General features: G+C 39.3%; 24 protein-coding genes and 1 riboswitch. Of the genes, 7 read left to right on the top strand and 17 right to left on the bottom strand.

The genetic code is table 11. The features are described 5' to 3' along the window. The first annotated feature begins 64 nt into the window (after window positions 1-64). Window positions 65-2,917: a carbamoyl-phosphate synthase large subunit gene (carB, locus tag ACOQO1_RS06990; RefSeq protein ID WP_420602148.1), complete on the top strand. Its 2,853-nt coding sequence runs from the start codon at window positions 65-67 to the stop codon at window positions 2,915-2,917. 6 nt (window positions 2,918-2,923) lie between these two features. Here the strand turns inward: carB and ACOQO1_RS06985 are convergent, their stop codons facing one another. The 12 genes from ACOQO1_RS06985 to gndA form a co-directional block, all read right to left on the bottom strand. Beyond that, window positions 2,924-3,754, bottom strand: a complete 831-nt coding sequence (locus ACOQO1_RS06985; RefSeq protein ID WP_420602147.1) for a hypothetical protein — start codon at window positions 3,752-3,754, stop codon at window positions 2,924-2,926. A gap of 155 nt (window positions 3,755-3,909) precedes the next feature. Continuing rightward, window positions 3,910-4,743 carry a DUF2306 domain-containing protein gene (locus ACOQO1_RS06980; RefSeq protein ID WP_420602146.1) on the bottom strand — a complete coding sequence of 278 codons (834 nt, stop codon included), beginning with the start codon at window positions 4,741-4,743 and terminating at the stop codon, window positions 3,910-3,912. Between the two features lie 69 nt (window positions 4,744-4,812). After that, entirely contained in the window at window positions 4,813-5,487 is a 675-nt protein-coding gene (locus ACOQO1_RS06975) for a DUF4386 domain-containing protein (RefSeq protein WP_420602145.1), read from the bottom strand. Between the two features lie 29 nt (window positions 5,488-5,516). Then, entirely contained in the window at window positions 5,517-5,750 is a 234-nt protein-coding gene (locus ACOQO1_RS06970; RefSeq protein ID WP_420602144.1) for a hypothetical protein, read from the bottom strand. A 63-nt stretch (window positions 5,751-5,813) separates the two neighbouring features. Then, a complete protein-coding gene (locus ACOQO1_RS06965; RefSeq protein ID WP_420602143.1) occupies window positions 5,814-6,371 on the bottom strand; it encodes a GIN domain-containing protein in 558 nt (185 codons plus the stop codon). Further along, window positions 6,358-6,726: a GntR family transcriptional regulator gene (locus ACOQO1_RS06960; protein WP_420602142.1), complete on the bottom strand. Its 369-nt coding sequence runs from the start codon at window positions 6,724-6,726 to the stop codon at window positions 6,358-6,360. Before ACOQO1_RS06960 ends, ACOQO1_RS06965 begins: the two co-directional genes overlap by 14 nt. A 2-nt stretch (window positions 6,727-6,728) precedes the next feature. Further along, a complete protein-coding gene (locus tag ACOQO1_RS06955; RefSeq protein WP_420602141.1) occupies window positions 6,729-7,481 on the bottom strand; it encodes a hypothetical protein in 753 nt (250 codons plus the stop codon). Further along, window positions 7,465-8,316 carry an ATP-binding cassette domain-containing protein gene (locus ACOQO1_RS06950; protein WP_420602140.1) on the bottom strand — a complete coding sequence of 284 codons (852 nt, stop codon included), beginning with the start codon at window positions 8,314-8,316 and terminating at the stop codon, window positions 7,465-7,467. Before ACOQO1_RS06950 ends, ACOQO1_RS06955 begins: the two co-directional genes overlap by 17 nt. A gap of 94 nt (window positions 8,317-8,410) precedes the next feature. Then, window positions 8,411-9,001, bottom strand: a complete 591-nt coding sequence (locus tag ACOQO1_RS06945) for a hypothetical protein (protein WP_420602139.1) — start codon at window positions 8,999-9,001, stop codon at window positions 8,411-8,413. 120 nt (window positions 9,002-9,121) lie between these two features. Then, window positions 9,122-10,093, bottom strand: coding sequence for an NAD(P)-dependent alcohol dehydrogenase (locus ACOQO1_RS06940; RefSeq protein ID WP_420602138.1), 972 nt, complete (start codon window positions 10,091-10,093; stop codon window positions 9,122-9,124). A 9-nt stretch (window positions 10,094-10,102) separates the two neighbouring features. Beyond that, window positions 10,103-10,645, bottom strand: coding sequence for a hypothetical protein (locus tag ACOQO1_RS06935; protein ID WP_420602137.1), 543 nt, complete (start codon window positions 10,643-10,645; stop codon window positions 10,103-10,105). A 49-nt stretch (window positions 10,646-10,694) separates the two neighbouring features. Further along, the gene (gene gndA / locus ACOQO1_RS06930; protein ID WP_420602136.1) at window positions 10,695-12,104 is read right to left on the bottom strand and encodes an NADP-dependent phosphogluconate dehydrogenase; all 1,410 of its coding nucleotides are present in this window, start codon (window positions 12,102-12,104) and stop codon (window positions 10,695-10,697) included. A gap of 309 nt (window positions 12,105-12,413) precedes the next feature. On the opposite strand from gndA, the gene zwf reads away from it, so the two are divergent. The 4 genes from zwf to ACOQO1_RS06910 all read left to right on the top strand — a co-directional run bounded on the left by zwf (window position 12,414) and on the right by ACOQO1_RS06910 (window position 17,663). Then, window positions 12,414-13,946, top strand: a complete 1,533-nt coding sequence (gene zwf / locus ACOQO1_RS06925) for a glucose-6-phosphate dehydrogenase (protein WP_420602135.1) — start codon at window positions 12,414-12,416, stop codon at window positions 13,944-13,946. A gap of 38 nt (window positions 13,947-13,984) precedes the next feature. After that, window positions 13,985-14,689, top strand: coding sequence for a 6-phosphogluconolactonase (gene pgl / locus ACOQO1_RS06920; protein ID WP_420602134.1), 705 nt, complete (start codon window positions 13,985-13,987; stop codon window positions 14,687-14,689). Window positions 14,690-14,790: 101 nt separating this feature from the next. After that, window positions 14,791-16,356: a hypothetical protein gene (locus ACOQO1_RS06915; protein WP_420602133.1), complete on the top strand. Its 1,566-nt coding sequence runs from the start codon at window positions 14,791-14,793 to the stop codon at window positions 16,354-16,356. 2 nt (window positions 16,357-16,358) lie between these two features. Then, on the top strand, window positions 16,359-17,663 hold the full coding sequence (locus ACOQO1_RS06910; RefSeq protein WP_420602132.1) for a M48 family metallopeptidase: 1,305 nt from the start codon (window positions 16,359-16,361) through the stop codon (window positions 17,661-17,663). On the opposite strand, the gene ACOQO1_RS06905 is transcribed toward ACOQO1_RS06910, so the two are convergent. The 5 genes from ACOQO1_RS06905 to ACOQO1_RS06885 all read right to left on the bottom strand — a co-directional run bounded on the left by ACOQO1_RS06905 (window position 17,660) and on the right by ACOQO1_RS06885 (window position 22,635). After that, window positions 17,660-18,205: an acyl-CoA thioesterase gene (locus ACOQO1_RS06905; protein ID WP_420602131.1), complete on the bottom strand. Its 546-nt coding sequence runs from the start codon at window positions 18,203-18,205 to the stop codon at window positions 17,660-17,662. The two genes, ACOQO1_RS06910 and ACOQO1_RS06905, sit on opposite strands and share 4 nt — an antisense overlap. Beyond that, window positions 18,206-19,549 carry a DNA recombination protein RmuC gene (gene rmuC, locus ACOQO1_RS06900; protein ID WP_420602467.1) on the bottom strand — a complete coding sequence of 448 codons (1,344 nt, stop codon included), beginning with the start codon at window positions 19,547-19,549 and terminating at the stop codon, window positions 18,206-18,208. It abuts the gene before it with no gap. Window positions 19,550-19,666: 117 nt separating this feature from the next. Further along, complete coding sequence (locus tag ACOQO1_RS06895) at window positions 19,667-20,446, bottom strand: ABC transporter ATP-binding protein (RefSeq protein ID WP_420602130.1); 780 nt, start codon at window positions 20,444-20,446, stop codon at window positions 19,667-19,669. Further along, a complete protein-coding gene (locus ACOQO1_RS06890) occupies window positions 20,446-21,477 on the bottom strand; it encodes a FecCD family ABC transporter permease (RefSeq protein ID WP_420602129.1) in 1,032 nt (343 codons plus the stop codon). Before ACOQO1_RS06890 ends, ACOQO1_RS06895 begins: the two co-directional genes overlap by 1 nt. Next, window positions 21,478-22,635, bottom strand: a complete 1,158-nt coding sequence (locus tag ACOQO1_RS06885; protein WP_420602128.1) for an ABC transporter substrate-binding protein — start codon at window positions 22,633-22,635, stop codon at window positions 21,478-21,480. It abuts the gene before it with no gap. Window positions 22,636-22,689: 54 nt separating this feature from the next. Next, window positions 22,690-22,923: riboswitch (cobalamin riboswitch) on the top strand. A 69-nt stretch (window positions 22,924-22,992) separates the two neighbouring features. Between ACOQO1_RS06885 and ACOQO1_RS06880 the strand changes: the two genes are divergently transcribed. Next, window positions 22,993-24,855 carry a TonB-dependent receptor plug domain-containing protein gene (locus ACOQO1_RS06880; protein ID WP_420602127.1) on the top strand — a complete coding sequence of 621 codons (1,863 nt, stop codon included), beginning with the start codon at window positions 22,993-22,995 and terminating at the stop codon, window positions 24,853-24,855. Window positions 24,856-24,872: 17 nt separating this feature from the next. Beyond that, window positions 24,873-25,814 carry an ABC transporter substrate-binding protein gene (locus tag ACOQO1_RS06875; protein WP_420602126.1) on the top strand — a complete coding sequence of 314 codons (942 nt, stop codon included), beginning with the start codon at window positions 24,873-24,875 and terminating at the stop codon, window positions 25,812-25,814. Window positions 25,815-25,836: the final 22 nt, after the last annotated feature.

Genomic DNA, 25,836 nt, shown 5'->3' with positions numbered 1-25,836 from the left:
CAAGTTTAGCACCTTTTTTTTGATCTAATTTTGAAAAATTTGTTAACGAGTAACCCTATATAGAATGCCCAAAAGAAAAGATCTTAAATCGATTTTGATTATTGGTTCTGGCCCGATCATTATTGGCCAGGCATGTGAGTTTGATTATTCCGGTTCCCAATCACTTAGATCACTTCGTGAGGATGGGATTGAAACTATTTTGATCAATAGCAACCCAGCTACGATTATGACCGACCCTAAAATGGCGGATCATGTGTACCTGAAACCATTGAATACAAAATCAATTATTGAGATTTTAAAGAACCATCCCAATATTGATGCTGTTTTACCGACTATGGGAGGGCAGACGGCCTTGAACCTATGTATTGAAGCTGATGAAAAAGGGATTTGGGAAGATTTTGGTGTAGAAATCATAGGTGTAGATATTGATGCCATCAACATTACCGAGGATAGGGAAAAGTTTAGGGAATTAATGCTGAAAATAGGTATCGGCATGCCTCCCCAGGCCTCCGCAACGTCATTCCTTAAAGGAAAAGAGATCGCCCAGGAATTTGGTTTTCCATTGGTGATCAGGGCTTCGTTTACCTTGGGAGGCGCTGGAGCCTCTATTGTTTATGATCCAGAGGATTTTGATGATTTATTGAGCAAGGGATTGGAAGTATCGCCCATCCACGAGGTGATGATAGACAAAGCTTTGATGGGATGGAAAGAGTATGAACTGGAGTTGCTTCGTGATAAAAATGATAACGTGGTCATCATCTGTACCATCGAAAATATGGACCCCATGGGAATCCATACAGGAGATTCCATTACTGTTGCACCGGCGATGACGCTTTCCGATAAGACCTTCCAACGTATGCGTGACATGGCCATTCATATGATGCGAAGCATTGGTGACTTTGCAGGAGGATGTAATGTACAATTTGCCGTAAGTCCTGATGAAAAAGAGGATATCATTGCCATTGAGATCAATCCAAGAGTTTCCAGATCTTCGGCTTTAGCATCAAAAGCAACTGGATATCCTATTGCAAAAATTGCCTCTAAGCTGGCTATAGGGTACACTTTGGACGAATTGGACAATCAGATTACAAAGTCCACATCGGCATTATTTGAACCAACTTTGGACTATGTAATCGTAAAAATCCCAAGATGGAACTTTGATAAGTTTGAAGGTTCTGACAGAACATTGGGCTTGCAGATGAAATCTGTAGGTGAGGTGATGGGAATTGGACGTTCTTTCCAGGAGGCTTTACATAAAGCCACCCAGTCGCTGGAGATTAAACGAAATGGCTTGGGAGCCGATGGGAAAGGCTACAAAGATTATGATACTATTATTCAAAAGCTCAAAGTGCCTAGCTGGGATAGGGTTTTTGTGATTTATGATGCCATTCAATTGGGAATTCCGTTGACCCGGATTCATGAAATCACCAAAATAGATATGTGGTTCCTAAAACAATATGAGGAACTGAACTATCTGGAACAGGAAATCTCAAAATATACCATTGAAAGTCTGCCAAAGGCACTTTTATTGGAAGCCAAACAAAAAGGTTTTGCCGATAGACAGATTGCCCATATGTTGGATTGCTACGAAAGCGAGGTACATAAAAAGCGTACTCGTTTAAACATTAATAGGGTATATAAATTGGTGGATACCTGTGCGGCAGAATTTAAGGCCATGACACCGTATTATTATTCCACTTTTGAAGAGGAAATAGAAACCGCCGATGGAGAACGGTATGTAGCTAACGATAGCGAGGTAACAGACAAGAGAAAGATTGTGGTTTTGGGTTCAGGACCCAACCGAATAGGACAGGGGATAGAGTTTGATTACTGTTGTGTACATGGGGTTTTGGCTGCAGCTGAATGCGATTATGAGACCATTATGATCAACTGTAACCCGGAAACGGTTTCCACGGATTTTGATACGGCTGATAAACTGTATTTTGAACCTGTTTTCTGGGAGCATATCTACGATATCATCCGCCATGAAAAGCCAGAAGGTGTCATTGTTCAATTAGGAGGACAGACCGCATTGAAGCTTGCCGAGAAATTGGATAAATATGGCATCAATATTATTGGAACCAGCTTTGAATCTTTGGATTTGGCCGAAGATAGAGGTAGCTTTTCAACTTTGTTGAAAGAGAACAATATTCCCTATCCAAAATTTGGAGTGGCCGAAACAGCGGATGAAGCTTTGGCCCTTTCCGATGAACTTAATTTTCCACTATTGGTAAGGCCTTCCTACGTTTTGGGAGGACAAGGGATGAAAATTGTAATCAATAAGGAAGAGTTGGAAGCCCATGTGGTAGACTTGCTCCGAAGCATCCCGAACAACAAATTACTGTTAGATCATTATCTGGATGGTGCAATAGAAGCGGAAGCAGATGCCATTTGTGATGGAGAAGATGTGTATATCATAGGAATTATGGAGCATATTGAACCTTGCGGGATACATTCAGGAGATTCCAACGCAACATTGCCGCCTTTCAATCTTGGTGAGTTTGTGATGCAACAGATCAAGGATCACACCAGAAAAATTGCCTTGGCGTTGAATACCGTTGGTCTGATCAATATCCAGTTCGCAATTAAAGATGATATTGTATACATTATTGAGGCCAATCCAAGGGCATCACGTACCGTTCCTTTTATTGCAAAGGCTTATGGCGAACCCTATGTGAATTATGCAACTAAGGTTATGTTGGGTGAAAAGAAGGTCAAGGATTTTGATTTTAAACCCCATCTGGATGGTTATGCCATAAAACAACCGGTATTTTCGTTCAACAAGTTTCCTAACGTGAATAAAAACCTAGGACCTGAAATGAAGAGTACAGGAGAGAGCATTTTGTTCATCGATAGCTTAAAAGATGACGAATTCTATAACCTCTACTCTCGCAGAAAAATGTATCTGAGCAAATAGTTTTTCTCAATCCATAATTTGGATGGCGTCACAGGTGCCTACAAAAGGAACACCATTGGTGCCGTAGGCATAGGTTATTAAACCTACGTATACATTTGCGTCAAATTCAGGGGCTGTACCTGGAAGGTTGCCAGTTTCATTATATAATTGCCAATCGTCAGTGGTATTGTTGAAGTCTAAATTTGGGATCTGCCAATGAATGGTTATGGTCCTATCTTGGTTTCCAACTACCCTAATGTCAGCTCGACCATCAGGAACTGTATTTGCACCTATATCGTTGACTGATGAGCTTCCATCAAGTGTATTTTTCCCTTCAATGGTAAAATAGGTATTGCCTCTGTGCCCCACAACAACATGAGCGGAGTTAAGGGAATTTAAAGTTTCTACATGTATTTGTACTCCTGCGAATATGTAAAGAGAATTCTCGGGTGTAGGAGCAGTTTGGGAGTTGTCCAAGGTTCCTATTCCAATATTTCTGGCAATGAACTCAAAAGGGAAAGAGACCAATTTGGCATCCAGTCTTCCTTGCTCATCATTAAAATGTAGCGTTTTATTGTTGGCATTATCTGTCAATTCAGCTCTGTACCTGCCATCAACTTGTTCTACTTTAGGCAATGCTGTTTCATTATTGGTAACAAAGTCTTCCAAAGGCCCGGTACCATCAAAACTATCGGTTACGGATGAGTTTTCAGGGGTATTATCATTGTCTGAATCGGTTTCATCTTGCGACTGCTCGTTAGTATCCCCATCGGATGAAACCGGTTCCAAAGAATCAGAAGAGCATGCCAAAAACAAAAATATCAGAATAACAAATACCGGATGCAGTATCTTTTTCATAAGTAGGTGATTTTCTGATATATAACGAAATAGGGATAAGCGAAGTATACCGTTTGTCGAAAAGATAATCACCTGGTTTCCGCCTTTGGAACAACTATACCCATTTTGAGCTTAATCAGTTTGCGATATCGAAATAGTTTATCTTTTCATGAAACCTAACTGATTCTTGGCAACCACATACCCATGGTTGCGGCAAAAGTTCCCAGAGCGGTCACAAATATGCATAAAAGAAGACATGCGGACATTCCTATTCTAGAGATGTAGGTGTTCTTTGTATGAGCTAAAAAATAAAGTTCAAGAATTAGAAGTGGAATGATGTATTGACCAAATCCGAGAAAGATCAAAAAGGGGCCTTGAAAAGTTTCAGGGTCAAAACCAACGGGTCCTTTGTTGATAAACAACCAGAACATTAACCCAATTCTAAAAAACCACACCCCGGCCATGGCCAAAAACAGGCGAAGTGCCCAGCGCCTATGTGCATCCAATTGCCTTTTTATGGCATTACGGATTGCCATATAAGCAAAAAAGAGAATTAACATTCCGTTGAGGCTTACACTGATATCCCCAACTAGTCCCAGAATGGTTCCCTTGGCAATTACCATATAAACACCACTGAGACTAATTAGCACAGCCGCACCAATATAAAATCTACCATTCCATCTGTGGAACACAGGAGCATACTTTCTAAGCTGCGGAATAAACTGAACAGGCCCTCCCACCATAACTATGACAGCAAATAAGAGATGAATGGCAACGGCCAAATTTCCCATGGTTTCACCTTCCACATAACCATGTGGCAATACTCGGTTCCACCGCATAAAATCACCATCCATTGCAGCTCCCCCATAAAAGGCTGCTACATAGAAGGCAAAAAGCCATTGTCCCAATACCGCTATTATAAACCAAAATTGAGCGGAAAGATTCAACATTTTTAAAGACCAGTGTTTTTTTGATAAGGGGCCGAGTGAAGTGCTTGTTTTTAAAGCCATGATCGTTCGTTTTTTGATTGATGATTGATGATTGATGATTGATGATGAGAGAAACACTAGTGCTTGTTTTCACTCTATTTTAAGTGGGTTGAATCCCTTGGCAATAAGCCATCCCATTAAAATGATCATATGAATTCCATTCTGACCGAAAAAAAGAAAACTCACATTAAAGTCAAAGATATTTAACCAACAGGCTACAAATACTATGGAGATGGCCACCATGCCCCATGCGGATAAGAATCTTGGGACAAGCCTGTTTCTAAATAGAAAATAATAAAACATAAAAGTTGCCGCAGCGTAAAACATAATGCCAAAAAAATGGGCCCAGAAGTAATCCTTTATTTTAAGCCCTCCGGCAATCTTAAAATATGCCGCATCAGGAATTTGGGCATTGACAAAATCTTGGCTTAGTGATAATAGAGACAAATGGCTGATATCACTGAAAATGGTGATTGCAAAATAGGTTGTCCAAACTCCGAAGAAAACCAAGGCAAGTTTATGATTAAATTTTTTTATCAATGGGAATAGTATAGCTGCCGCTATTACCCATAGAGCACTGGCGAGGACATCCAAAAATACTGAAATTCGCATTTCCAATGCACTTTCGAGGATTTGGGATAAAAAATCGGGAGCGTTGACCATGGAGGTGGATAACCCCCTGAACATTGTGGATGGAATTCCTGCCAACATGATAAAAAGTAACAGAAAACCAATGATTCTTCCTGTTTTTTGATTTGTTTCCATAATTGTTTGTTTTTTGATTGATGATTGTACTAGTGATTGTAAATTTTTTGTACTGTGATTTGAAATTGCTGCAAATGGGCAATCTTTTGAATTCCCTTATCCAAATTCACAGCAAGCAGTCCCATTGCCTTTTTTGTTTCTTGATAGACCTGCTCTGCTTTCTTTTTTTGCCTACGGTTATAATCAATGTAAATGATGGATGCCAATAAGGCAATTCCCAAGATAATTATGGGCACTGGGTTCTTGTTTCTTTTTGATTTCATGACTGTTCGTTTTTGATTGATGATTTTTGATTGATGATAAACTAACTGATATTCTTTTTTTGATTATTGTTCTGTATTTGAGGTTAGGGCTATTTTTTTGATTTCTCCTTGAATAGCTATGCTACCTTCGGTATTATTGATATACTCCATATTTTCATAATCAAGGCTTAAGTTCCCGGAGCTTGCATCTTTTAACTCTAAGTGTAATTCTTTACCCGAAACTTTCCCAGCGGTGTCAAAATGAGCATTATTGCTCAATTTCACGGAAGTAAGGATGGGATTGTCAATTTGGATTAAAATGCTATCTTTTTTCTTTAATTTTTTGCTCACCGAAAGAACCAATTCGTTGTTAATCAGCGTTGTACTTATAGAATCTATAATATAGTTTGGTGCTTCCACAAGTACACTCGACGTGTCATTTTGCCTAAAAATCACTTTAATACGGTTCTTAACGACTATTTTTTCGAAATAGGGGATGTCCCTGGATTCGGATATTGTCTTTACGGCAACCTCATTGGACTTTCCTTTACGTACATTGCTATGAACAGTCAATTGAAAGACCAGAGTAAAGAAGATGGCCATGCCCAGGGCGCATAAAAGGATTAGATTACTTTTTTTCATTTTTGTGTTGGTTGTATGCATTCTTTAATTCATCAAAAGGGATATCCAGTAGACTCAGTTTTTTGAATACATCTGGTAGCATTTGCTCCATAAATTCTTTACGTTTAATATCCAATACCTTACTAAATCCATCCTCAGAAACAAAATATCCAATACCCCTTTTATTATATATGACACCTAGATCTTGTAAGTGGTTAAAGGCCCGTATGGCTGTATTTGGGTTGACCTCAACCATCATGGCAACTTCTCTTACAGATGGAATGCGTTCTTCTTCTTGCCAACGCTTGATGAGGATGTTCTCGTAGAAAAAATCCACAATCTGTAAATAAATAGGTTTGCTATTGTCAAAATCCATGCTTATACTTCCTTTTCGAGCATTTTAAAATAGGCGACCACCAACATAACAGGTCCTAAAAGCAAACCGTAAAACCATCTCCCTACCAATGCAAAATCGTCAGTGGTTTTATCAAAGGCTCCCGAAACAATGGAATCTCCTGAGAATATCCCATAGTTATGGTTGAGAATCCCAAAGAGGAGGAAATTGAGAAGCACAAACCCCAATACCAAAATACCCAAGGTCAATAGGGTTTTTCCAATTCTGTTTCTTGTAAAAGAGATGGCCCCTACCAAAAATAAAGGTTGAACCAAAAAATAGACCTTTACCAGGTTCCAGTATTGTTCTGAGAAAAGGGATAACGGGTTAAAATCAGCACCAAAAACAATGGCCCCAAACATGATAGCCAAAACTCCTGTAACTATTGATAACAAGGAAATCGCCAAGGTATAGAGGACTGTGGTGGTCAACCATTTGGCGGCAAGCCTTTCAGGAATTGAAACTGGAAGAGCTAGGTAGAAATGGTTTGATTTTGAATTGTTGAACTCCTTAAAAATGGAAAACGTGAACAAAATACCCATTGGAATATAGACAAACCCAAATATTCCCAGAAACTCATCTGAAGCAAGCTTTTTATCTCCAATCATATTGAGAAAACAGAAGAGGAAAATTACAATAATACCTACCAACAAACCTGTGACGAATGTCCCTTTGAGTATGGTCAAGTCACGACGAATAAATTGTCCAATTCTTGAAATATTAAACTCCTGAGCCATGATCGGTACCTTTTAGGGTTGATTTTATTTTGGAGGGCTCACTCAGAATGCCATTAAACAGCAATTCCAAATCCACCTCGGTTTCAGTCATGTCCATGCGTGGCAAAATGGCCTTTCCACCAAAGGAGGATTCTTGATAAAGTATGTTGGATTCCTCGTATGAAGGCGGTTTTCCAAACCACAAACTATTGGAAATTATGTTTAAAGATTGGTCAAAAACGGCTTGACCGTTGTCTAAAATCACAATATGGTTTATAAGGCTATGCAAGTCCCGAACCTGATGTGTGGAGATCACTATACATTTGTTTTCATCAACAGCAGAAGCCATTACTCTTCTAAATTGGCTTTTGGATGGAATGTCCAATCCATTGGTAGGTTCATCCATCAAGAGCAATTTGGTATTGGCGGCTATTCCGAATGCAATGAGCACTTTTTTCTTTTGTCCAAAGGACAATTTTGAAATAACATCCGTAACGGAAAGTTGAAATTCTTTTATGAGTTCGTAAAACTGTTGTTTGGAAAAATTGGGATAAAAGCAGGATTGTACTTTTTCGAAGTTCCCAATGGAAATTGCGGGCAGTTCAAAATCTTCGGGAACCAAAAAAACATGCTGTAATGATTCTACACTTCTTTTTTTGGTGCTGTGCCCGTTAAGAGTGCAATTACCTGTTTTAGGAAATAGCAATCCCGTCATGATCTTCAACAAAGTGCTCTTGCCTTCACCATTTTTGCCAAACAACCCATAGATATTGCCAGCTGTGAAGTCCAGGTCAATGGAGTTGAGCACAAGACGGCTATTTGGATAATTGAAGTTTAGTTGATTAACGGTTAACATTAATAGTGTATTAGATAACTAGAACACTACAAATGTATAAATTTTTTTTAATTCTCCAAATTTTGAAATGATAAGCTATGAGTTTGAGGAGGCGTTAGTTGATCAACCCAAAAGATTTAGAGGCACTTTCAAAAGTAGCTCTGTACTCTTCTTTTTTGGAAGCCATGGTCCAAGCCATAATCATGTATACCTTTTTATCACCTTCTATAAAAGTTATGAAATATGTGAGTTCTTCATCAATGTCTTCAACCTCTCCATCAATTTCCAACATTTCGGCATTTAGTTGATTTATTTTCAACGATATGGGGTCGGAAGCATTAAGCGTTTTCATATTCTCGGCAAAAAACTGTAGTTGAATTTCCCTATAGTTTTCTACTAACGATAGCTCCTCGTTATATTGCTCCAATTCTCTAAAAACCTTAATGAATTCATCCTTGGGTTCGTCAATAATAATCAGATAGGTTTCCTTGAATATATTTTGGCATTGTAGGGAAGCATCATCATTGAGCGAATTGGTTTTACGCATGTACTTTGGAATACTGACCTGATATTCGTGGTTGATTTCAACTTTTTTAAAATCGTCAAGGCTGATTTCCTTTTCGGTTTTTTTGACCTTAAAATCCAAACAAGAAGTGATTGAAAACCCTAAAATAACCACGAGTAAAAATGTAAACTTTTCTTTCATACGATGTATTGTATTATGATAAAGAAACGAATATTGAATGACATTGTTGTTGGTTTGTCCTGCTTAAAACAGGTCGCAGCATTAAAGCAGGGTAACGGGTATGTAGTAGATTTTTGTCGTTTAGTTTATTTGTATGACAACCTTACCTTTATGCTTTCCTTCACCAAAGTATTGGATTAGCTTGGCGGTGTCCTCAAGTTTATGTGGACCATCAATTTCGCATTTAATTTTATCCTGTTTTACAAGGTTACAGATATAATCCAAATCTTCATTTGGCCTCAAACTCAGTATTTGAAGTTTTTTTGATGCGAATAAACTTATCAGTTTGCTCCAAAAAAGAATTTTAATGAGACTCCAGGGCTCTCCTCCGATTGTTACATATTTACCTGTTGATTTCAGCGCTTTTACATAAGAAAAAGCAGATTTATTTGTTTTACAATCCAGGATTAAATCATAACGTGCTCCTGTTTTTGTAAAATCTGTCAGCTTGTAGTCAAGAACGGAGTCAAAACCCAGTGATTTCATCATTTCCAGCTTTTCATGGGAATCAACTCCAGTTACGTGGCAATTGTGGAGCTTGGCCAATTGGAGCGCGATTGTCCCAACACCGCCACCACCACCATTGATAAGGATTTTTTGGTTTTCCTGAATTCCTCCGGTTTGTTTAAGCGCTTGCAAAGCAAGAGCTGAAGCATGTGGAATGGCGGCAGCTTCCTCAAAACTAAGCTCAAGAGGTTTTGTTATGACAGCATTTTCATCAATACAGATGTATTCAGCAAAAGTTCCAAATCCATAATTGGATATATCTCCAAACACTTGATCTCCAATTTTGTGTTTTTGAACACTAGGGCCAACACCCTCTATCGCCCCTGCCAACTCCATACCGGGAACGGAGTGCTTGGGCTTAAAAAGACCGAAAAGAAGTCGGTACAGATATGGTTTTCCCCTAACCATGCACCAATCATAATCGTTTATTGTGGTGGCATGGATTTTTATAAGAATTTCTTTTGCCTTTGGAGACCGCTTTGGGATTTCTTTTAATGAAAGAACTTTTTCAGGATGGCCGTATTTTTCCGCAAGAATTGCTTTCATGGCAATAACTTACTTTTTTAAACCTAAAATATCTTTTTGCTTCTCCAACCAAGCCAGTGCAATAATTTCAGTTTTGTTTCTATAGAACTCCCTCCACTTAGATTTTAGCTCATTATCATCAATTCCAACTGATAAATACTCCATCTCCACGCCAGGTTTTATTCCTTTTTTGAAAAAAGAAATCCCATAATTTTTGGTTGAATCCACTAAATCTTGAAGATTGACTGAAAGCTCCTTGTTGAAATCCTTTGTCGAAGTCATAAATTGCTTCATAATTTCAAATCGCTGCTCTTTTGTCAGTCTAGGAATTAAGATATGCGTATTGTACCTTTTTTCATTTGCGATAATTACCTCCTTTACATCCTGTTCTTCTTCACTAGTTAACCCTGAGTTATATTCTGATTTGCATTTAGAAACTAAAGAATAGTCGAAGATATGAACCCCAATTACTTTCAGATCTCTTTTTCTTAGGTAAAAAGTCTCATTTGATGAAGAAAACGAATATGCAAAAGCCGAAATCAAATGCTCGATATTTGTATTTTGATGAACCATGATTAAATGTTCTATTGGGAATTTTGATTTTTAATAACATTTCTTGATTTCAATCTTCCCACTCTGTATGAAATATCCCTTCACGATCCAATCGCTCATACGTATGGGAGCCAAAGTAATCACGTTGGGCCTGTATCAGGTTCAAGGGCAATCGGCTACTTGTATAAGCATCAAAATAGGTAAGCGTATTGGAAAGCCCAGGCAAAGGAATACCACTGGTGGCACCATAGGCAACCAATTCCCTTGCCGAATCCACAGTTTCTTGCACTTTTTCCACAAAAGATGGAGAAAGGAGCAGGTTCTGAAGTGAACTATCAGCATTGAAAGCTTCCGTGATATCTGCCAACAATGCCGCACGGATAATACAGCCCGCTCGCCAGATTTTTGCAATTTCACCTAGTTGCAACTCGTAGCCATATTCTTGGGAAGCATCGGCCAGTTGATGCATTCCCTGTGCGTACGTAATGATAAACGAAAAATAGAGCGCTTGTTCCGCTTTGCTGACCAAAGAATCTTTCACAACGGTTTCAGGGATTGGTCGATTGTAAAGCTCGTCTGCCTGTATTCGCTCCGGTTTTAAGGCAGAAATCTCACGCATGCTCACAGCAATATCAATGGTGGGTACAGGAATTCCCAAGTCCATGGCATTTTGCGAAGTCCATTTTCCAGTTCCTTTCTGTTTAGCTCTATCTAAAATTTTATCTACCAGATGTCCATCTCCCAAATCATCTTTTTGAGCAAAGATTTCCGAAGTGATTTCTACCAAAAAGGATTGTAACCGACCAGAGTTCCAAGTGGCATAAGTTTCATGCAGTTCTTCGTTGGTCAGTCCACCCGCTTTTTTCAAAAGATGATAAATTTCGGAAGTCAATTGCATCAACCCATATTCAATGCCATTGTGGACCATCTTGACGTAATTCCCTGCCGATTTCGGGCCTAAATAGGCCACGCAGGGCTCACCTTTATATTTTGCTGACACAGCCTCAAAAATTGGTTTTACATGTTGATAGGCATCCCGTGAACCTCCTGGCATAATACTTGGGCCTTTTCGGGCTCCTTTAGCTCCTCCAGAAACTCCAGCTCCAAAGAAATTGATGCCTTTCTCCTTTAGATAAGCTTCCCGACGGTCCGTATCCGTAAAAAACGAATTACCGCCATCAATAATAATATCACCTTCGTCCAAATGGGGGAGGAGTCCTTCAATTACCACATCCACAATCTTACCGGCAGGGACCAACAACATTATTTTGCGTGGGGTACTCAGGGAATTCACAAAAGTGGCTGCATCCGTGGAAGCGTTTACGCGATTGGTATCACCACCTTCATTAATCAACGCATTAACTTTTTCCTCATCCAAATCGTTACCGAAAGCGGTAAAGCCATTGTCTGCAACATTAAGGATAAAATTCCGTCCCATTACACCAAGTCCCACAAGACCAAAATCATACATATCTCCCATACACTAAATTTATATCAAGGCAGCTTCAAGTAAGCTATTTATTGAATTCCGAACCTAAATTAGCGTTATATTCGTTATGCTCAAAAATAAATGGAGACCACGGATGGTTTTTGGCAAAAAAGTACTTTTGCAACTCCTTTTTTAGCAATTCCAAACCAACTAGAGACACTTTATGAAATGAACACAAACAAATTTAATTTTTTGCTTACCTACCGAAAGGATTAAATTTTTTGTGTGAAAGCGCAGCGGTTGATCTAAGCGGAAAATTTTTATTTAGTTCATTTTTAGTGAAATGAAAATTTTAAATAGATGAAAAAGACCGATAACCAAATGCTCATTATTTTTGGCGCTTCCGGGGATTTAACTGCACGAAAGCTCATCCCGGGATTATTCAACTTATATGTGGCTAGACAATTACCTGAAAATTTTGTGGTGTTGGGAGCCAGCCGCAGTGATATGACCGATGAGGAATTTCGGGATAAGGTAGTCAACCAAAGTCCTTATTTAAAGGAAAAATTGGAGGATTTAAAGGAAAACTACATCAAAGGTTTTACGGATAGAATTTTTTATGAGGATTTGGGGAGTGATTACACGACCGAATACTCCGGTTTGGCGAATCGTATTGAAGCATTGAATGAAGAAAATGGGACCGAGAACAACTATATGTTCTATTTTTCCACACCGCCCAGTTTGTACGAACCTATAGCCAAAAACCTTGCTGATGTTGGGTTGAGCAGTCAAGAAAAAGGATGGAAAAGGTTGATCGTAGAAAAGCCTTTTGGTTATAGTTTGGACAGTGCAAAGGATTTAAACAATGGCCTTCAACAGTATTTTAAGGAACCTCAAATTTATCGAATAGATCATTATTTGGGCAAGGAAACGGTTCAGAACCTGTTGGTGACGCGTTTCTCTAACAGTATTTTTGAACCGCTTTGGAACCGAAATTATATCCACCATGTTGAAATCACCAATGCGGAAAGTGTTGGGGTTGAAAAGCGGGGTGGGTATTACGATAAATCCGGTGCTTTACGGGATATGTTCCAAAACCATTTGATGCAGATTGTCTCGTTGGTGGTTATGGAACCACCTATCGGTGATCAACCGGAGGAGATTCGGAATGAAAAGGTAAAGGCATTAAAATCTCTCCGGATTATGCGTGATGATAAAACGCTTTTTGACCATACCATTCGTGCTCAGTACGTTGCTTCGGAAATCAATGGTGAAAAGGTAAAAGGCTATCGCGAAGAGGATGGGGTTGACCGAAATTCCACTACCGAGACCTATGCCGCAGTGAAGTTTTTTGTGGATAACTGGCGTTGGCATGGTGTACCATTTTATGTACGGACTGCAAAGCGCATGCCTACCAAGGTTACAGAGGTGATCATTCATTTTAAGACTCCGCACCATCAAATCTTTAAGGATTCTGGAGTGAGTAGCAAGGACAATAAGTTAATCATACGGATTCAACCAGATGAAGGGGTCCTTATCAAATTTGGAGTAAAGGTTCCAGGCCAGGGCTTTAAGGTAGAACGAGCCAATTTGGACTTTTACTATTCCAGTTTGGCACAAACCTACGTAATGGAGGCTTATGAAAGGCTTTTGTTGGACGCTATGCAGGGAGATGCCACTTTATATGCACGTGCTGATGAGGTTGAGGCGGCTTGGGAGTTTGTAGATCCTATTTTGGATTACTGGAAAAATGGAAAAGATGTACGCATGTATGGCTATGCTGCAGGAGTATGGGGTCCTGAGAATTCGGATGAACTTATAGATGATTTGGGCTATTGGCGAAATCCTGGTGAAAATTTAGCAGATGACCCGGGCTATTGTGTGATATGTTAAACGTTGGGAGAAAGGTTAAGGGTTAAAGATTTAAGAAAATGGAATTGAAAATATATAAGGATAAACAAGAAGTTGCTGAGCAGTTTTCAGCGTATTTTGCTGAGTTGGTCAAAGGTAAAACTGAGTTTCACGTAGCCTTGTCCGGAGGAAGTACCCCAAAAATTGTTTTTGATGTATTGGCCTCTGATTATGGCGATAAAATTGATTGGAGCAAGATTCATTTTTACTGGGGAGATGAACGTTGTGTGCCTCCAACAGATGACCAGAGCAATTACAAAATGACCGTTGACCATCTGTTTTCCAAAATAACTGTTCCCAAAGGGAATATTCACCGAGTATTGGGAGAAGCAGACCCAATTGGGGAGGCAATGCGATATGCCAATTTGTTGGAAATTAATTTGGATAGGGTAGAGGGGATTCCTGAATTCGATTTGGTCATTTTGGGTATGGGCGATGATGGGCATACGGCATCAATTTTTCCACATGAGATTGAACTTTGGGACGCAAAAGACCATTGTGTGGTGGCCACCCATCCGGATTCAGGCCAGAAAAGAGTATCCTTAAATGGAAAGGTCATCAATACGGCTAAAGAAGTTGCTTTTTTGGTAACTGGAAGTGACAAAGCAGAAAAAGTCAGGACTATTTTGAAGAAAATGAAGGGTTTTGAAACATATCCGGCGTCCTTGGTCAATCCAAGTTCTGGAAAGCTGCTTTGGTTTTTGGATGAAGCGGCTGGCAAGTAGTTTTTTTGAGGCATATGCTACTAAAAAAATATTTAGTGTTGTCATTCGTTATAATATTCATTGATTTACTTTCAATAAAAATCGAACCAAGATAACCTACCATGAAAAACCTATTCAAGCTATTTGCACTATTGTTTTTATGCTGTTCCGGCTATTCCCAAACTCAAGATTTAATTGCTCTTTCCGTTGGTAGCTATGTAGGTTTTGATGTAATTCTTGATGAGGAAAAAGATGTATATGGTTATGTATCCATCTACTCCATGGATGATATTGATGAGGACAACAAGGCTTTTGAAGCAGTTTTGCTGGATAGAAACCTCAACAAAGTTTCCAATATCGAATTTTCAGCTCCAAGCAAGATACATTCTTTTGCAACCTATATGAATCTTGATGGCCAAATAATCCTTTTGCCCTATACCTATGGGTACTATTCCAGGTCATATATGTATTCAGATATGCTTGAGGCAGATTTTAAACTGAAACAGACTCAACCCTACAAATTCCAGTGCTATAAGGAAAATGGAGTTTTTGAGGACTGCAAGACTTATCAAACGTTTAAAGAAAAAAGAAAGGACGACAAAAGGAAGTTTAAGGAGAAAGGCTATATATACGATAGTGATGTTTATAAGGCGAGAAATGACTATTCATTGATTTTGGATAGGAAAAGGCATAAAAAATTCTATGATGATGTCACCATAAAAGCATTTGATCAAAATAAGGAACAAAAATGGGAAAAGGTTATCGATACTGACGGTTCCCAACAAGGGTTTGCCAACGTCGACCTGTTCTGGAAGGACTTGAACAAAAGTAAAAATGTCTATGCCATAGTTTCCCAATTTGATAAAAATTACGCTTCGGCAAAATATTTGACGTCGTCAGCAAATGTGCACAATACAAAGCATTGGAACAAAATAATCGGGTTTAACATGGAAACCGGAGAGGAAGTGTTGAATGAAGATATTTCAGGGAAATATACTAGGACACATGATGTGTTGACACGAACTGAAACTGAGAATCACCTAATCGATGTGAGAGTATTAAATGATAGAACGGGGTCTCAAATTGGTTTTAGACGCACTAAAATTGGGTTAAAAGATCATACAATTGCATGGGACGATGTATTATTTGAAAGTATGATGGATAAAATAGACCGTTTGAATAAATATGGTATGATCGGTGGTAATTACAAATTGAATCCTATTGCATCCTTCGTCAATCAGGATGGGTCCGTTTACATTCTGACCGAGGAATATAAGAGTTCATACAATGTGTTGTGGGGATACAACGTCAACAAGAATAAAGATTTCTTTTTGATAAGAACAACCCCGGATTTTAAGTTGGAAAGTATTGACCGTATTGAAAAGGATAAATCCAAATATGCTTATACCGATTTCTTGTTTTGGCAACGGTTAAGTAATGAAAACAATGATGTTGCCTTCTTTTATACCGATAAAAGACAAGGTGATGAAGAAAAACAGAAGTATAAAATTCTAGGAGTGTGCACCATCATAGATGGAGAATTTAGTAGTGAAGAACTGAAAATAGCGTCAAAATCCGAAGAGTTTTTTATCTCACCCGCAATTGCGAAAAGAGGATATATCATGTTGCATGAGTACAACAAGAAGGAAGATTACAATGCGGTTAGATTGGAAAGATTGAATTATTGAGAATGAGATTTCTAGTTATTTTCTGCTTTATTTTTTCAAGTTCGTTTTCACAAGATTACGTTCCACTTGACACCTTGGACCAAAATCATCGAACTGAAAACAAGGAGTTGTTTACCGCCAAGCTGAAAACGTTTGGCAATAAGTTTAATGGGAAATACTCTTTTAGTGTCAACAATGAACTGGAAAAGAATTTAGAAGACTTTAAAACATTTTTTTCTAAAAGTATAGATAGGGGGGAATACGTGTACAACACCCCTTTCAACAAAAAAATCAATGAAATCTATACCGAGATTTACGAAAAAAACGATGTTGTACCACAAGATTTTCAAATATTGGTCTCACGGAACATTTCGTTAAACGCCTACTGTTTTGTCAATGGGACTATGGTGGTGAATATGGGGACCATAAACTATTTGGAAAATGAAGACCAATTGGCCGCGATACTCTGCCATGAAATGGCCCATAAACTTTTGAATCATTCAGAAAACAAAATTGTTGAGAGTGCAATTGAAAAACACTCTAAAGAATCAAAAAGGGAAAATAGAAACTTAAAGAGGCAAAAATTCAATCAGCAAAAAACTGCATTTTCAGTTCTAAAAGAGAAACTCTTCAATAACAGTAAGAAAAACAAAAAGCATGAATACGAAGCTGATTCGTTAGGCTTTTCGTTATTGAGAAATACCAAATACAATGCAACAGAATTGTTAAGGGCGCTGGACCTTTCTTTAATGTATGACACGATTAAGCCTGCAAATCTGGATATCGGTATTTACAAAAAAATGTTTGATATTCCCGACCAACCTTTTAATGAGAAGTGGTTGCAACAAGAGGATTTTTCAAAATACGATTATGTTTTTGAAGAAAAGATCTCTCGTGATTCCATAAGCTCGCATCCTGAAATTTTCCAACGGATTGAAAAACTTAAACAGAGTTTTGAAGAATTGGAAAACCACAATAGAGATACTTTAAAATTGGCAGGCAGTACCGATTATGATGCGTTAAGGACAACAGCCAAAAAAGAGCAGGTGCCTAATTTGTTCTATCTCAAAAAATATGGATTTAGCATTTATCTGTGCCTGTATCGAATTCAACAAAACCATATGGTGGAATACCACAAATATTGGATGGGAAAGGCTTTTAACGAAGTATATAAAGCGCGGAAAGCCTATATGGCCAATAAGTATTTGGATCGGGTAGACCCGGAAAATCAATCAGAAAGCTATCAGCAATTCATCAATTTCATGTGGAACCTAAGGGTTGGTGAAATCAAAAAAATAGCCGAACATTACGCGAAAGAGGAAAGTTAGGCCAAATCCAATTTTGCATTTTCACCTTCAATGGTCTTCAAATAATCATCTACCTTAAATTTTGCAGGTTCAAATTTGGTATCTCTGGAACTTGCCGAAGCTTTGCGCTCCACACTTCGCGCAAAACGTCTGACCCCTTGCTTATCGGTTAAAATGAGACCGGGCACGGGCAGGTTTTTCCCATTTTCACCTTTGGCGACCATGGTGAAGTAGGAAGAATTACAATGTCTTCGCTCTCCAGTGGTCACATTTTGAGATTCAACCCGAACTCCGACAACCATTGAAGTTCTTCCCGTATAATTGATGGATGCCTTCAAAGTGACTAATTCCCCAACTTCAATGGGATTAAGAAAATCCACACGGTTCACAGAAGCTGTTACACAATAGGCTTGCGAATGTTTGGAAGCACAGGCAAATGCAATTTGATCCATTAAACTTAAAATGTGTCCGCCGTGTACCTTACCTCCAAAATTGGAATGGGAGGGAAGCATAAGTTCTGTAATGGAAACTCGAGATTCCTTTGCTGTCTTGAACTTTTTCATTTAGAGTTCCAATTTAGGTTCTTCAAAATCATCTTCTTCGGCTCTCTTTAAGATGGGTTCTGGAATGGATTTTTTGGCTTTAGCCCCCATTTTTTTAAGTTTTTCTATACTGGTCACGATGTTCCCACGACCTTCTACCAATTTGTTCATGGCACCGCGATATTCCGTTTTGGCTTCATCCATTTTTTTACCCACCTTGGTCAGGTCAGTTACAAATCCTTCAAACTTATCGTACAAAGCTCCTGCCTGGCGAGCAATTTCAATAGCATTTTTCTGTTGTTTTTCATTGCTCCACATCGTATCAATGGTACGGAGTGTTGCCAATAGGGTAGAAGGGGTAACGATTACAATATTCTGTTCAAAGGCCTTGTTGTAAAGCGAATTGTCATTATTGATGGCAACTGCAAATGCCGGCTCAATCGGAACGAACAACAAGACAAAATCCGGACTTTCCATTTCGTACAGATCTTCATACTTTTTAGCGGAAAGCTGCTCTACGTGTTTTTTTAGGGAATTGATGTGATCTTTTAGGTGCTTCTCCTTTTGTTCCTCATCTGCATTGGTGTAACGCTCATAATCTGTGAGGGAAACTTTGGAATCCACTACCATTTTTTTACCATCCGGAAGGTGAATGATGACATCCGGCATTACTCTGGATCCATCTTCTCTAGTAAAACTCTGCTGAACGCTATATTCACGATCCTTTTCCAACCCTGATTTTTCCAAAACACGTTCCAAGACCAATTCCCCCCAATTCCCCTGCATTTTACTATCCCCTTTCAATGCTTTGGTAAGATTTTCCGCTTCTTGGGTAATTTTTAGGTTTTGGTTTTGCAGGTTGAGTAATTGCTCTTTTAATGCGGAATGGATACTGATGTTTTCCTTTTGCGTAGCCTCCACTTTTTTCTCGAACAGTTGAATTTTTTCCTGTAGGGGAGTCAAAATCTGTTTGATGTTCTTTTGATTTTGCTCCGTAAACTTGGTGCTTTTTTCATCCAGGATTTTGTTGGCCAGATTTTCAAATTCTTTGGTGAATTTTTCTTGTAACTTTTCTACTTCTTCCTTTTGCTCGGTGTTGATGCGTTGTAGATTCTCTAAATCGGCTTGATAACGAACAATTTGATTGCTTTGCTGCTCTTTTTCAGCCTGTAATTGCTTTTTCTCCTCATCTCCAGAGAGCAGTTTGTCATTTAGGGACTTGACGGAACTGTTCAATTGTTGTTCCCTTTCCTGCCAAACACTTTCGTTGGATTTAGTTTTTAATTTTTGGATATACATGCCCAAAAACAGACCTATTGCTGTTGCAAACAGTCCTACAATTACATATATCAGTTCACTGCTCATAAAATTCAATTCTTCGGATAAAGATAACACTAATGTCATTCCAACAGAACGGTGTGATGAGGAATCTAATTGAGATTTCTCATACTCGTTGAAACTCGGTTCGAAATGACTTAGAAGTTACTTATTCACTTTAAAGGAACCGGTTTTTGAATCAAACTGAACCATTTCAGAAGGAAACAATTGTTCAAAGTGCTTCTGTTCAATCAGTTCACTAGGTGTCCCGCTTGGATTTTCATTGCCATCCAATATCAAAATCGTATCACAGAGTTGAATGGCCAATTCTATCTCATGGGTGGTAAAAATGATGGTTTTTAGCTTGGAATGTGCCAATTGTTGTAGCAACTTCAAAATCTGGACTTTGTGATAGAGGTCCAGATGGGTTGTTGGTTCGTCCAGCAGAATCAAGGGAGTGTCTTGGGCCATGGCGCGGGCGATCAATACCCGTTGCAACTGTCCATCACTGAGTTCATGGCATTTGTTATAGCGCAAATCTTTCAACAAAAAAGAAGCTAAACTTACCTCAACTTGTTGTTTGTCTTCCTTGGTCAAAGTGCCAATCCAATTGGTATAAGGCTGTCTGCCAAGCGCAATCAATTCCTGAACGGTCAAATTTTTGGAGGCAGGCTGCTCCGTAAGCACAAAACTCAGGGTTTTCGCCAATTCAAAAGAAGAATGCAATTCCAATGCTTTTCCAGCGATAGCTATTTCACCTGATAATTTAGGTTGAAGCTTGCCAAGTGTGCGCAACAGCGTGGATTTTCCAACACCGTTTACACCTACAATGGCACACAATTGTCCGGATTTCATGGAGAAATTGATGTTGTCCGAAACAATTTTGTCCTTGTAACCTATGCTTAGGTCTTTAGCAATGATGTTATGTTTTTTTAAATCGGACATTAAAACAGCATTTTACGTTTTCGGACCAGCAACCAAATAATAACGGGAGCTCCAACCAGTGAAGTTATGGCATTTATGGGTAGAACATTAGCCGAATTTGGTAATTGGGCAATGGTATCACACAGTAGCATTAAAATAGCACCGTAAAGGAATACAGCTGGAATCAGTACTCTATGTTCCATGGTATCAAAAATCTGTCTGGTAAGGTGGGGAACCGCTAACCCAATAAAAGCAATGGGTCCTGCAAATGCGGTAATTCCGCCAGCAAGTAGACCGGTAGCGATAATGATAATCAATCTTGATTTTTTTAAAGACACTCCCAAACTTTGGGCATAATTTTCACCCAACAAAAAGGCATTCAATTTTTTGATGGAAAGAATGCTCAGCAGCAGTCCAATAAAAACGACTCCACTTAAAAGCACTACTTGCTGCCCTGACAGATTACCTACACTTCCGAAGGACCAGAAGATATAGCGTTGCAAATCCTCCGCACTTGAAAAATAGGCCAACACACTGACCAGGGCGGTGGTAATACTACCGAACATCAGACCAATAATGAGTAAGGCCATGGTATCTTTCACCCTATTCGCGACCAACATAACCACTAGTAACACCAAAAAACTTCCCAAACTAGCTGCAATGGCCAGAGAAATATCATTGATAAACGTAAATGAAACCATTCCAGATATGAGCGAAGCTCCCAAAAGTATCATGGCGGCTCCCAAACTGGCTCCGGAACTAATCCCGAGCACAAATGGTCCGGCCAGAGGATTTCGAAATAAAGTCTGCATCAACAAGCCACTTACGGAAAGTCCGCCCCCGACCAAAGCTGCGGTAAATGCTTTTGGAATTCGATAATTCCAAATGATGTAATTCCAAGAATCTATATCTGCCTTTCCTCCAAGTAAAACCGAAAACATAGCATCAAATGGAATTACTACCGACCCGGAGCTAATATTCAATAACCATGCAAAGCATAGCGCCAATGAAATCAGCACAAAAGAAATTCGATATGATTTTAGTGAATGCATTTAGTGCAATGGCATGAAGAAATGGGGTTGATAATCTGGTAAAAGCTCAGGATGCAATATAGAAATCAAGTCTTTTAAAACAAGATCTGGACGTTGCGGTGCCAATTCGTAGAACAATAGCCCACCGGTAGCTCCTTTTTTAATGGCATTGGAGTAAACTTTTTTGGTGGCAAAAGCTTCAAATTGCTTATAATGGGCATTGGCCTGTTCCAATTCTGCATAGCTAGCATGTAACGAAGGGTTGAACCAAAAATTGGCTTGTTGGCCTTTTTCCAGCACAGCTTCCAAACTCAACCCGATACTGCCTTTATTATCCGTATCCGCCCATAAATAATCGGCATTGGCATCCTTTAAAAATTGGGCCATCCAGCTATTGCCCCCAGCTACATACCAGACATCTTTGTATAATCCCCCAGTCAGTACAGTGGGTTTTTGGGTTACTTTTTCGGTCAAAAGCTTGGCTTCTTTGTATGAGGCTTCAATTTTCTTGAAAATGTTGTCAGCTTCTACTTCTTTATTAAAGAAAGGAGCAAAAAACTTGATCCATTCTGCTTTGCCCAACGGGGTCTGTTCCGTCCAATCCCCATTATAAACAATGGGAATTCCTGAACGTTTCAAAGTTTCATAAGCTTTATTGGTATCGTTGATGCCAAACCCCATGATCACTTCCGGATTCAACTCCAAAACAACTTCGGTATTTATATTTTCATTGGTCCCCAACTCCTTGATTTGGCCATCATCAATACGTTTTCGAGTAGCAGGAGAAGAAATTAAATCGGTATTGGGAAAACCGGAAATAACATTGAGAACTCCTAAAGATTCCAAAGCCGGAATGTGGGTTGTAGAAGTAATCACCATATTCTCAACCGGAGTTGCTACAATCGCATCGTAGGCATCGCTTGGAAGGGTAATGGAAGCAAGCTTGGTTCTTGGGACCAACGCATAGGTAAAGCCTGATTCTGCTCCCGGCCAGGGCGAGGTAACCTTGATTATGGTAAGGTCTCCAGATTGTTCAATGGTAAAACCTCTGGCATATTGAAGTTGGGAAGAGGTTTCAACTTGTTCAATCGGAAGTTGTTTCTTTTTTTCTCCGCAGGAGGAGAGTAATGTTAGGAACAAAGTCCCAAAATACAGCGTTGAAAGGATTTTTTTTGACATGGTTCAAATGTAAGATTATTTAACTTTTTCAAAAAAAGATTAAACAGAATGATTACTTTCGTGCCGAATTTTGGTTTGTGCGAGGATTTTTTCGCATGATTAAAAGGGAATCCGGTGCAAATCCGGAACTGTTCCCGCAACTGTAAGCTGAGTCGAATCGGCGTTGATATTTCTAGAGTGTCAACAAAGAGTAGATGCTTGTCACAACTTCAAAACCACTGCCCACTGGGCGGGAAGGTGGTGTACAAGACGCAAGTCAGGAGACCTGCCAAATTCAAACAAACATTGTTAAACTTTCGGGATAAAGGTTTACGTATGGGACAGCATACTATTCTCCCGTTTATTCACTTAAACGAAATGAAAAAAAATTATGTATTGTTATGTGCCGCTCTAGTAGCGGGTCAGGGACTTTCCGCGCAAGAATCGCAGCAAGATTCCATTGAAGTACAACAACTGCAAGAGGTAGTTGTTAGTGATTCCCGTTTTCAATTGAAACGGGAAAATTCCGGTAAAACGGTCATCAAGATTTCGGCCGAAGAGTTGGAAAGAAACCAGGGTAAGACCATTCCAGAAATCATCAACACGAAAAGTGGAATTGAAATCACGGGCAGTCGTGGACGTGATGGATCTGTGTTTGGCGTTTTTGCGCGAGGTGGTAGAGGGCGTCAGGCATTGGTGATCATTGACGGGGTTCGCGTATCCGACCCATCCTCTTTTTCGCAGGAGTACGATTTAAGGTTGTTAGCTACCGCCGACATTGAATCCATTGAAATTATTAAAGGTGCAGCCAGTACGCTTTATGGAACCAATGCTGCAACAGCGGTAATCAACATCACCACAAAGAAGAGTTCGGCAAAGAAAATTTCTGGGAACTTTCAATCTACCATTGGAACCAATCAAACCGCAGATGACCAAAATTACAATTTGGGAAGTTTTGGAAACGCAGTTTCATTGAATGGAACCTTGAACAAATTCTCTTATAATGCTGGGTTTTCCAATAGATATTCAAGTGGGCTTTCTGCTGCGGTAACCCCAGAAAACGATGAAGACACCTTTTCGCATTTTAGCACGAATCTTAAATTGGGCTATCAATTCTCGGACAATTTTGAAATTTCCGTTTATGGGAATCAGACCAAATTTGATACAGAGTTTGATGCAGCGCATGCTGAGGCACCCAATCGTGCGAAGGTATCTCAGGAAAGAGTAGGCCTTTCGTCATCTTTTAAGTATAACAAAGGTTCCATCCATGTAAATTCAGCCTATACCGATTATGAAACGGATTCACAAAGTACGTTTGGGGAAAGTATTTCGGATGGGAAGAATCTAGTTCTCGATTTTTATAATAAATATGTGTTTGCTGACAAGTGGCATACCATTGTTGGGATAAATTATCTTAAGGATGAAGCTGTTTTTAGCAGTGAAGCCGATTTTACCATCCTTGACCCTTATGTAAATGTGGTCTATGTTTCCGATTTTGGGTTCAATTTGAATACCGGAGCTAGATTGAACACACATTCGGAATATGGGAACCATGTTGTGTACAATGTCAACCCTTCATATGCATTTAGTACGGATAATGGCTATGTAAAGTTGCTTGGATCGTATGCCACGTCATATATCACTCCAAATTTGATTCAATTGTTCGGTGATTTTGGAGCCAATCCCAATTTGGAACCTGAAGAAAATAGAACCATAGAAGGTGGAGTGGAATACTTTGTGAATGATAAGCTAAGGGTGAGTGCCCTTTACTTTGATAGAAATGAGAAAAACACCATCGGGTTTGACCAAAATTTCATGAGTATCAATGTTGCCAATGAAATTGATGCCAATGGAGTAGAGGTTGAAGCTTCTTGGAAACCCACTGCAGATTTTAGCCTGGATGCCAATTATACTTTTACAGAGCGTAAAGGCGACAACGCCATCCGAATTCCGAAACATAAGGCGAATTTGGCTTTGAATTATCAAGTGTGCGAGACCACGGGTATTTCACTTAGTTATGCTTACACAGGTCAAAGGGTCGATACTGATTTCACCACATTTACAGATGTTGCATTGGATACCTTTTCATTGGTTAATCTGTATGTAGAGCACGAATTAAAACCTAATAAATTAAAGATATTCTTGAATGGTAACAACTTGTTGAACGAAGAATATGTTGAAGTCATTGGTTTTACGACCAGAGGTAGAAATATTAGCGCAGGGTTTAATTTGACCCTATAATTGAATAACTTGATGCCATGCTAAAGGTTTGTTCGTTTTTACCGGCCATTACCCAGATGCTCTACGATATGGGATTGGAAGAACATTTGCATGGCATCACTTTTGAATGCCCTAAACAGGCATTGAAAGAGAAAAAACCTGTGGTTCGATGTGTTCTTGAAGGAAAAAACCTGACCAGTATTGAGATAGATGCGCTCTTTTCGGCAAGCAAACACCAGGGAAAGGACCTCTATTATGTGGATGAGCCATTGTTGGCCGAAATAGCACCTGATATCATTTTTACCCAAGATATGTGCGATATCTGCCAGATAGATACTGCGTGCACGGCAGCAGCCGTGGCAAATCTGGAAAAACAACCTGAACTGATTTCCATTAGTCCTGAATCTTTGGAAGATGTTTTTCAATCGGCTGTCACCATTGCCAAAGCATTGGGAAAGGAAGAGGTTGCCTATACCTATTTGGACGGATTGCATAAACGGATTGATATTGTTGTCGACGCCTTAAGAGCTGAACGGGCATTGCCAAAACGCATTATGCTAATGGAATGGTTGGACCCCATTTTTAATTGCGGGCACTGGATTCCCCATCAAATTGCCTATGCGGGAGGAGTGGATATGCTTTCCAATCCTTCGGGAGACAGCATTGTGACCCAATGGGATAAGATCGTAAAATATAATCCAGAGGTTTTGGTGATTGCTCCATGCGGATTTACGGTTGATCGTACGCTGGAAGAGTTACATATCCTAACCGAAAAGGATGGTTGGAACAGTTTAAAAGCGGTTCAGGATAATGCGGTATTCATTGCTGATTTTGATATGTTTACACAGTCGTCGGCCAATACTTTGGTCAATGGAATTGAATTGCTTGCAGGTCTTTTTCATCCCGATGTTATGCAAGTACCTGAAAAGCTTTCCAAAAAGTATAAGCATATTAAGACAGATAAAGTGCTGCAGGGATAAGTATCAGCCAAATAGTATCAAA

Source organism: Flagellimonas sp. (assembly GCF_965222555.1).
Lineage (GTDB): Bacteria > Bacteroidota > Bacteroidia > Flavobacteriales > Flavobacteriaceae > Flagellimonas.
The sequence above is the reverse complement of the archived record's forward strand: the minus strand, read 5'-3'. Positions and strand labels throughout refer to the sequence as shown.

What these genes read in the sequence shown, in the direction of transcription:
- ACOQO1_RS06945 (WP_420602139.1), bottom strand. Translation starts at nt 9,001, where the DNA reads ATGAAAGAAAAGTTTACATTTTTACTCGTGGTTATTTTAGGGTTTTCA.
- ACOQO1_RS06915 (WP_420602133.1), top strand. Translation starts at nt 14,791, where the DNA reads ATGAAAAACCTATTCAAGCTATTTGCACTATTGTTTTTATGCTGTTCC.
- carB (WP_420602148.1), top strand. Translation starts at nt 65, where the DNA reads ATGCCCAAAAGAAAAGATCTTAAATCGATTTTGATTATTGGTTCTGGC.
- ACOQO1_RS06960 (WP_420602142.1), bottom strand. Translation starts at nt 6,726, where the DNA reads ATGGATTTTGACAATAGCAAACCTATTTATTTACAGATTGTGGATTTT.
- ACOQO1_RS06975 (WP_420602145.1), bottom strand. Translation starts at nt 5,487, where the DNA reads ATGGAAACAAATCAAAAAACAGGAAGAATCATTGGTTTTCTGTTACTT.
- ACOQO1_RS06905 (WP_420602131.1), bottom strand. Translation starts at nt 18,205, where the DNA reads ATGAAAAAGTTCAAGACAGCAAAGGAATCTCGAGTTTCCATTACAGAA.
- ACOQO1_RS06940 (WP_420602138.1), bottom strand. Translation starts at nt 10,093, where the DNA reads ATGAAAGCAATTCTTGCGGAAAAATACGGCCATCCTGAAAAAGTTCTT.
- ACOQO1_RS06965 (WP_420602143.1), bottom strand. Translation starts at nt 6,371, where the DNA reads ATGAAAAAAAGTAATCTAATCCTTTTATGCGCCCTGGGCATGGCCATC.
- ACOQO1_RS06980 (WP_420602146.1), bottom strand. Translation starts at nt 4,743, where the DNA reads ATGGCTTTAAAAACAAGCACTTCACTCGGCCCCTTATCAAAAAAACAC.
- ACOQO1_RS06880 (WP_420602127.1), top strand. Translation starts at nt 22,993, where the DNA reads ATGAAAAAAAATTATGTATTGTTATGTGCCGCTCTAGTAGCGGGTCAG.
- ACOQO1_RS06950 (WP_420602140.1), bottom strand. Translation starts at nt 8,316, where the DNA reads ATGTTAACCGTTAATCAACTAAACTTCAATTATCCAAATAGCCGTCTT.
- zwf (WP_420602135.1), top strand. Translation starts at nt 12,414, where the DNA reads ATGAAAAAGACCGATAACCAAATGCTCATTATTTTTGGCGCTTCCGGG.
- gndA (WP_420602136.1), bottom strand. Translation starts at nt 12,104, where the DNA reads ATGGGAGATATGTATGATTTTGGTCTTGTGGGACTTGGTGTAATGGGA.
- ACOQO1_RS06890 (WP_420602129.1), bottom strand. Translation starts at nt 21,477, where the DNA reads ATGCATTCACTAAAATCATATCGAATTTCTTTTGTGCTGATTTCATTG.
- ACOQO1_RS06885 (WP_420602128.1), bottom strand. Translation starts at nt 22,635, where the DNA reads ATGTCAAAAAAAATCCTTTCAACGCTGTATTTTGGGACTTTGTTCCTA.
- rmuC (WP_420602467.1), bottom strand. Translation starts at nt 19,549, where the DNA reads ATGAGCAGTGAACTGATATATGTAATTGTAGGACTGTTTGCAACAGCA.
- pgl (WP_420602134.1), top strand. Translation starts at nt 13,985, where the DNA reads ATGGAATTGAAAATATATAAGGATAAACAAGAAGTTGCTGAGCAGTTT.
- ACOQO1_RS06875 (WP_420602126.1), top strand. Translation starts at nt 24,873, where the DNA reads ATGCTAAAGGTTTGTTCGTTTTTACCGGCCATTACCCAGATGCTCTAC.
- ACOQO1_RS06895 (WP_420602130.1), bottom strand. Translation starts at nt 20,446, where the DNA reads ATGTCCGATTTAAAAAAACATAACATCATTGCTAAAGACCTAAGCATA.
- ACOQO1_RS06955 (WP_420602141.1), bottom strand. Translation starts at nt 7,481, where the DNA reads ATGGCTCAGGAGTTTAATATTTCAAGAATTGGACAATTTATTCGTCGT.
- ACOQO1_RS06910 (WP_420602132.1), top strand. Translation starts at nt 16,359, where the DNA reads ATGAGATTTCTAGTTATTTTCTGCTTTATTTTTTCAAGTTCGTTTTCA.
- ACOQO1_RS06970 (WP_420602144.1), bottom strand. Translation starts at nt 5,750, where the DNA reads ATGAAATCAAAAAGAAACAAGAACCCAGTGCCCATAATTATCTTGGGA.
- ACOQO1_RS06985 (WP_420602147.1), bottom strand. Translation starts at nt 3,754, where the DNA reads ATGAAAAAGATACTGCATCCGGTATTTGTTATTCTGATATTTTTGTTT.
- ACOQO1_RS06935 (WP_420602137.1), bottom strand. Translation starts at nt 10,645, where the DNA reads ATGGTTCATCAAAATACAAATATCGAGCATTTGATTTCGGCTTTTGCA.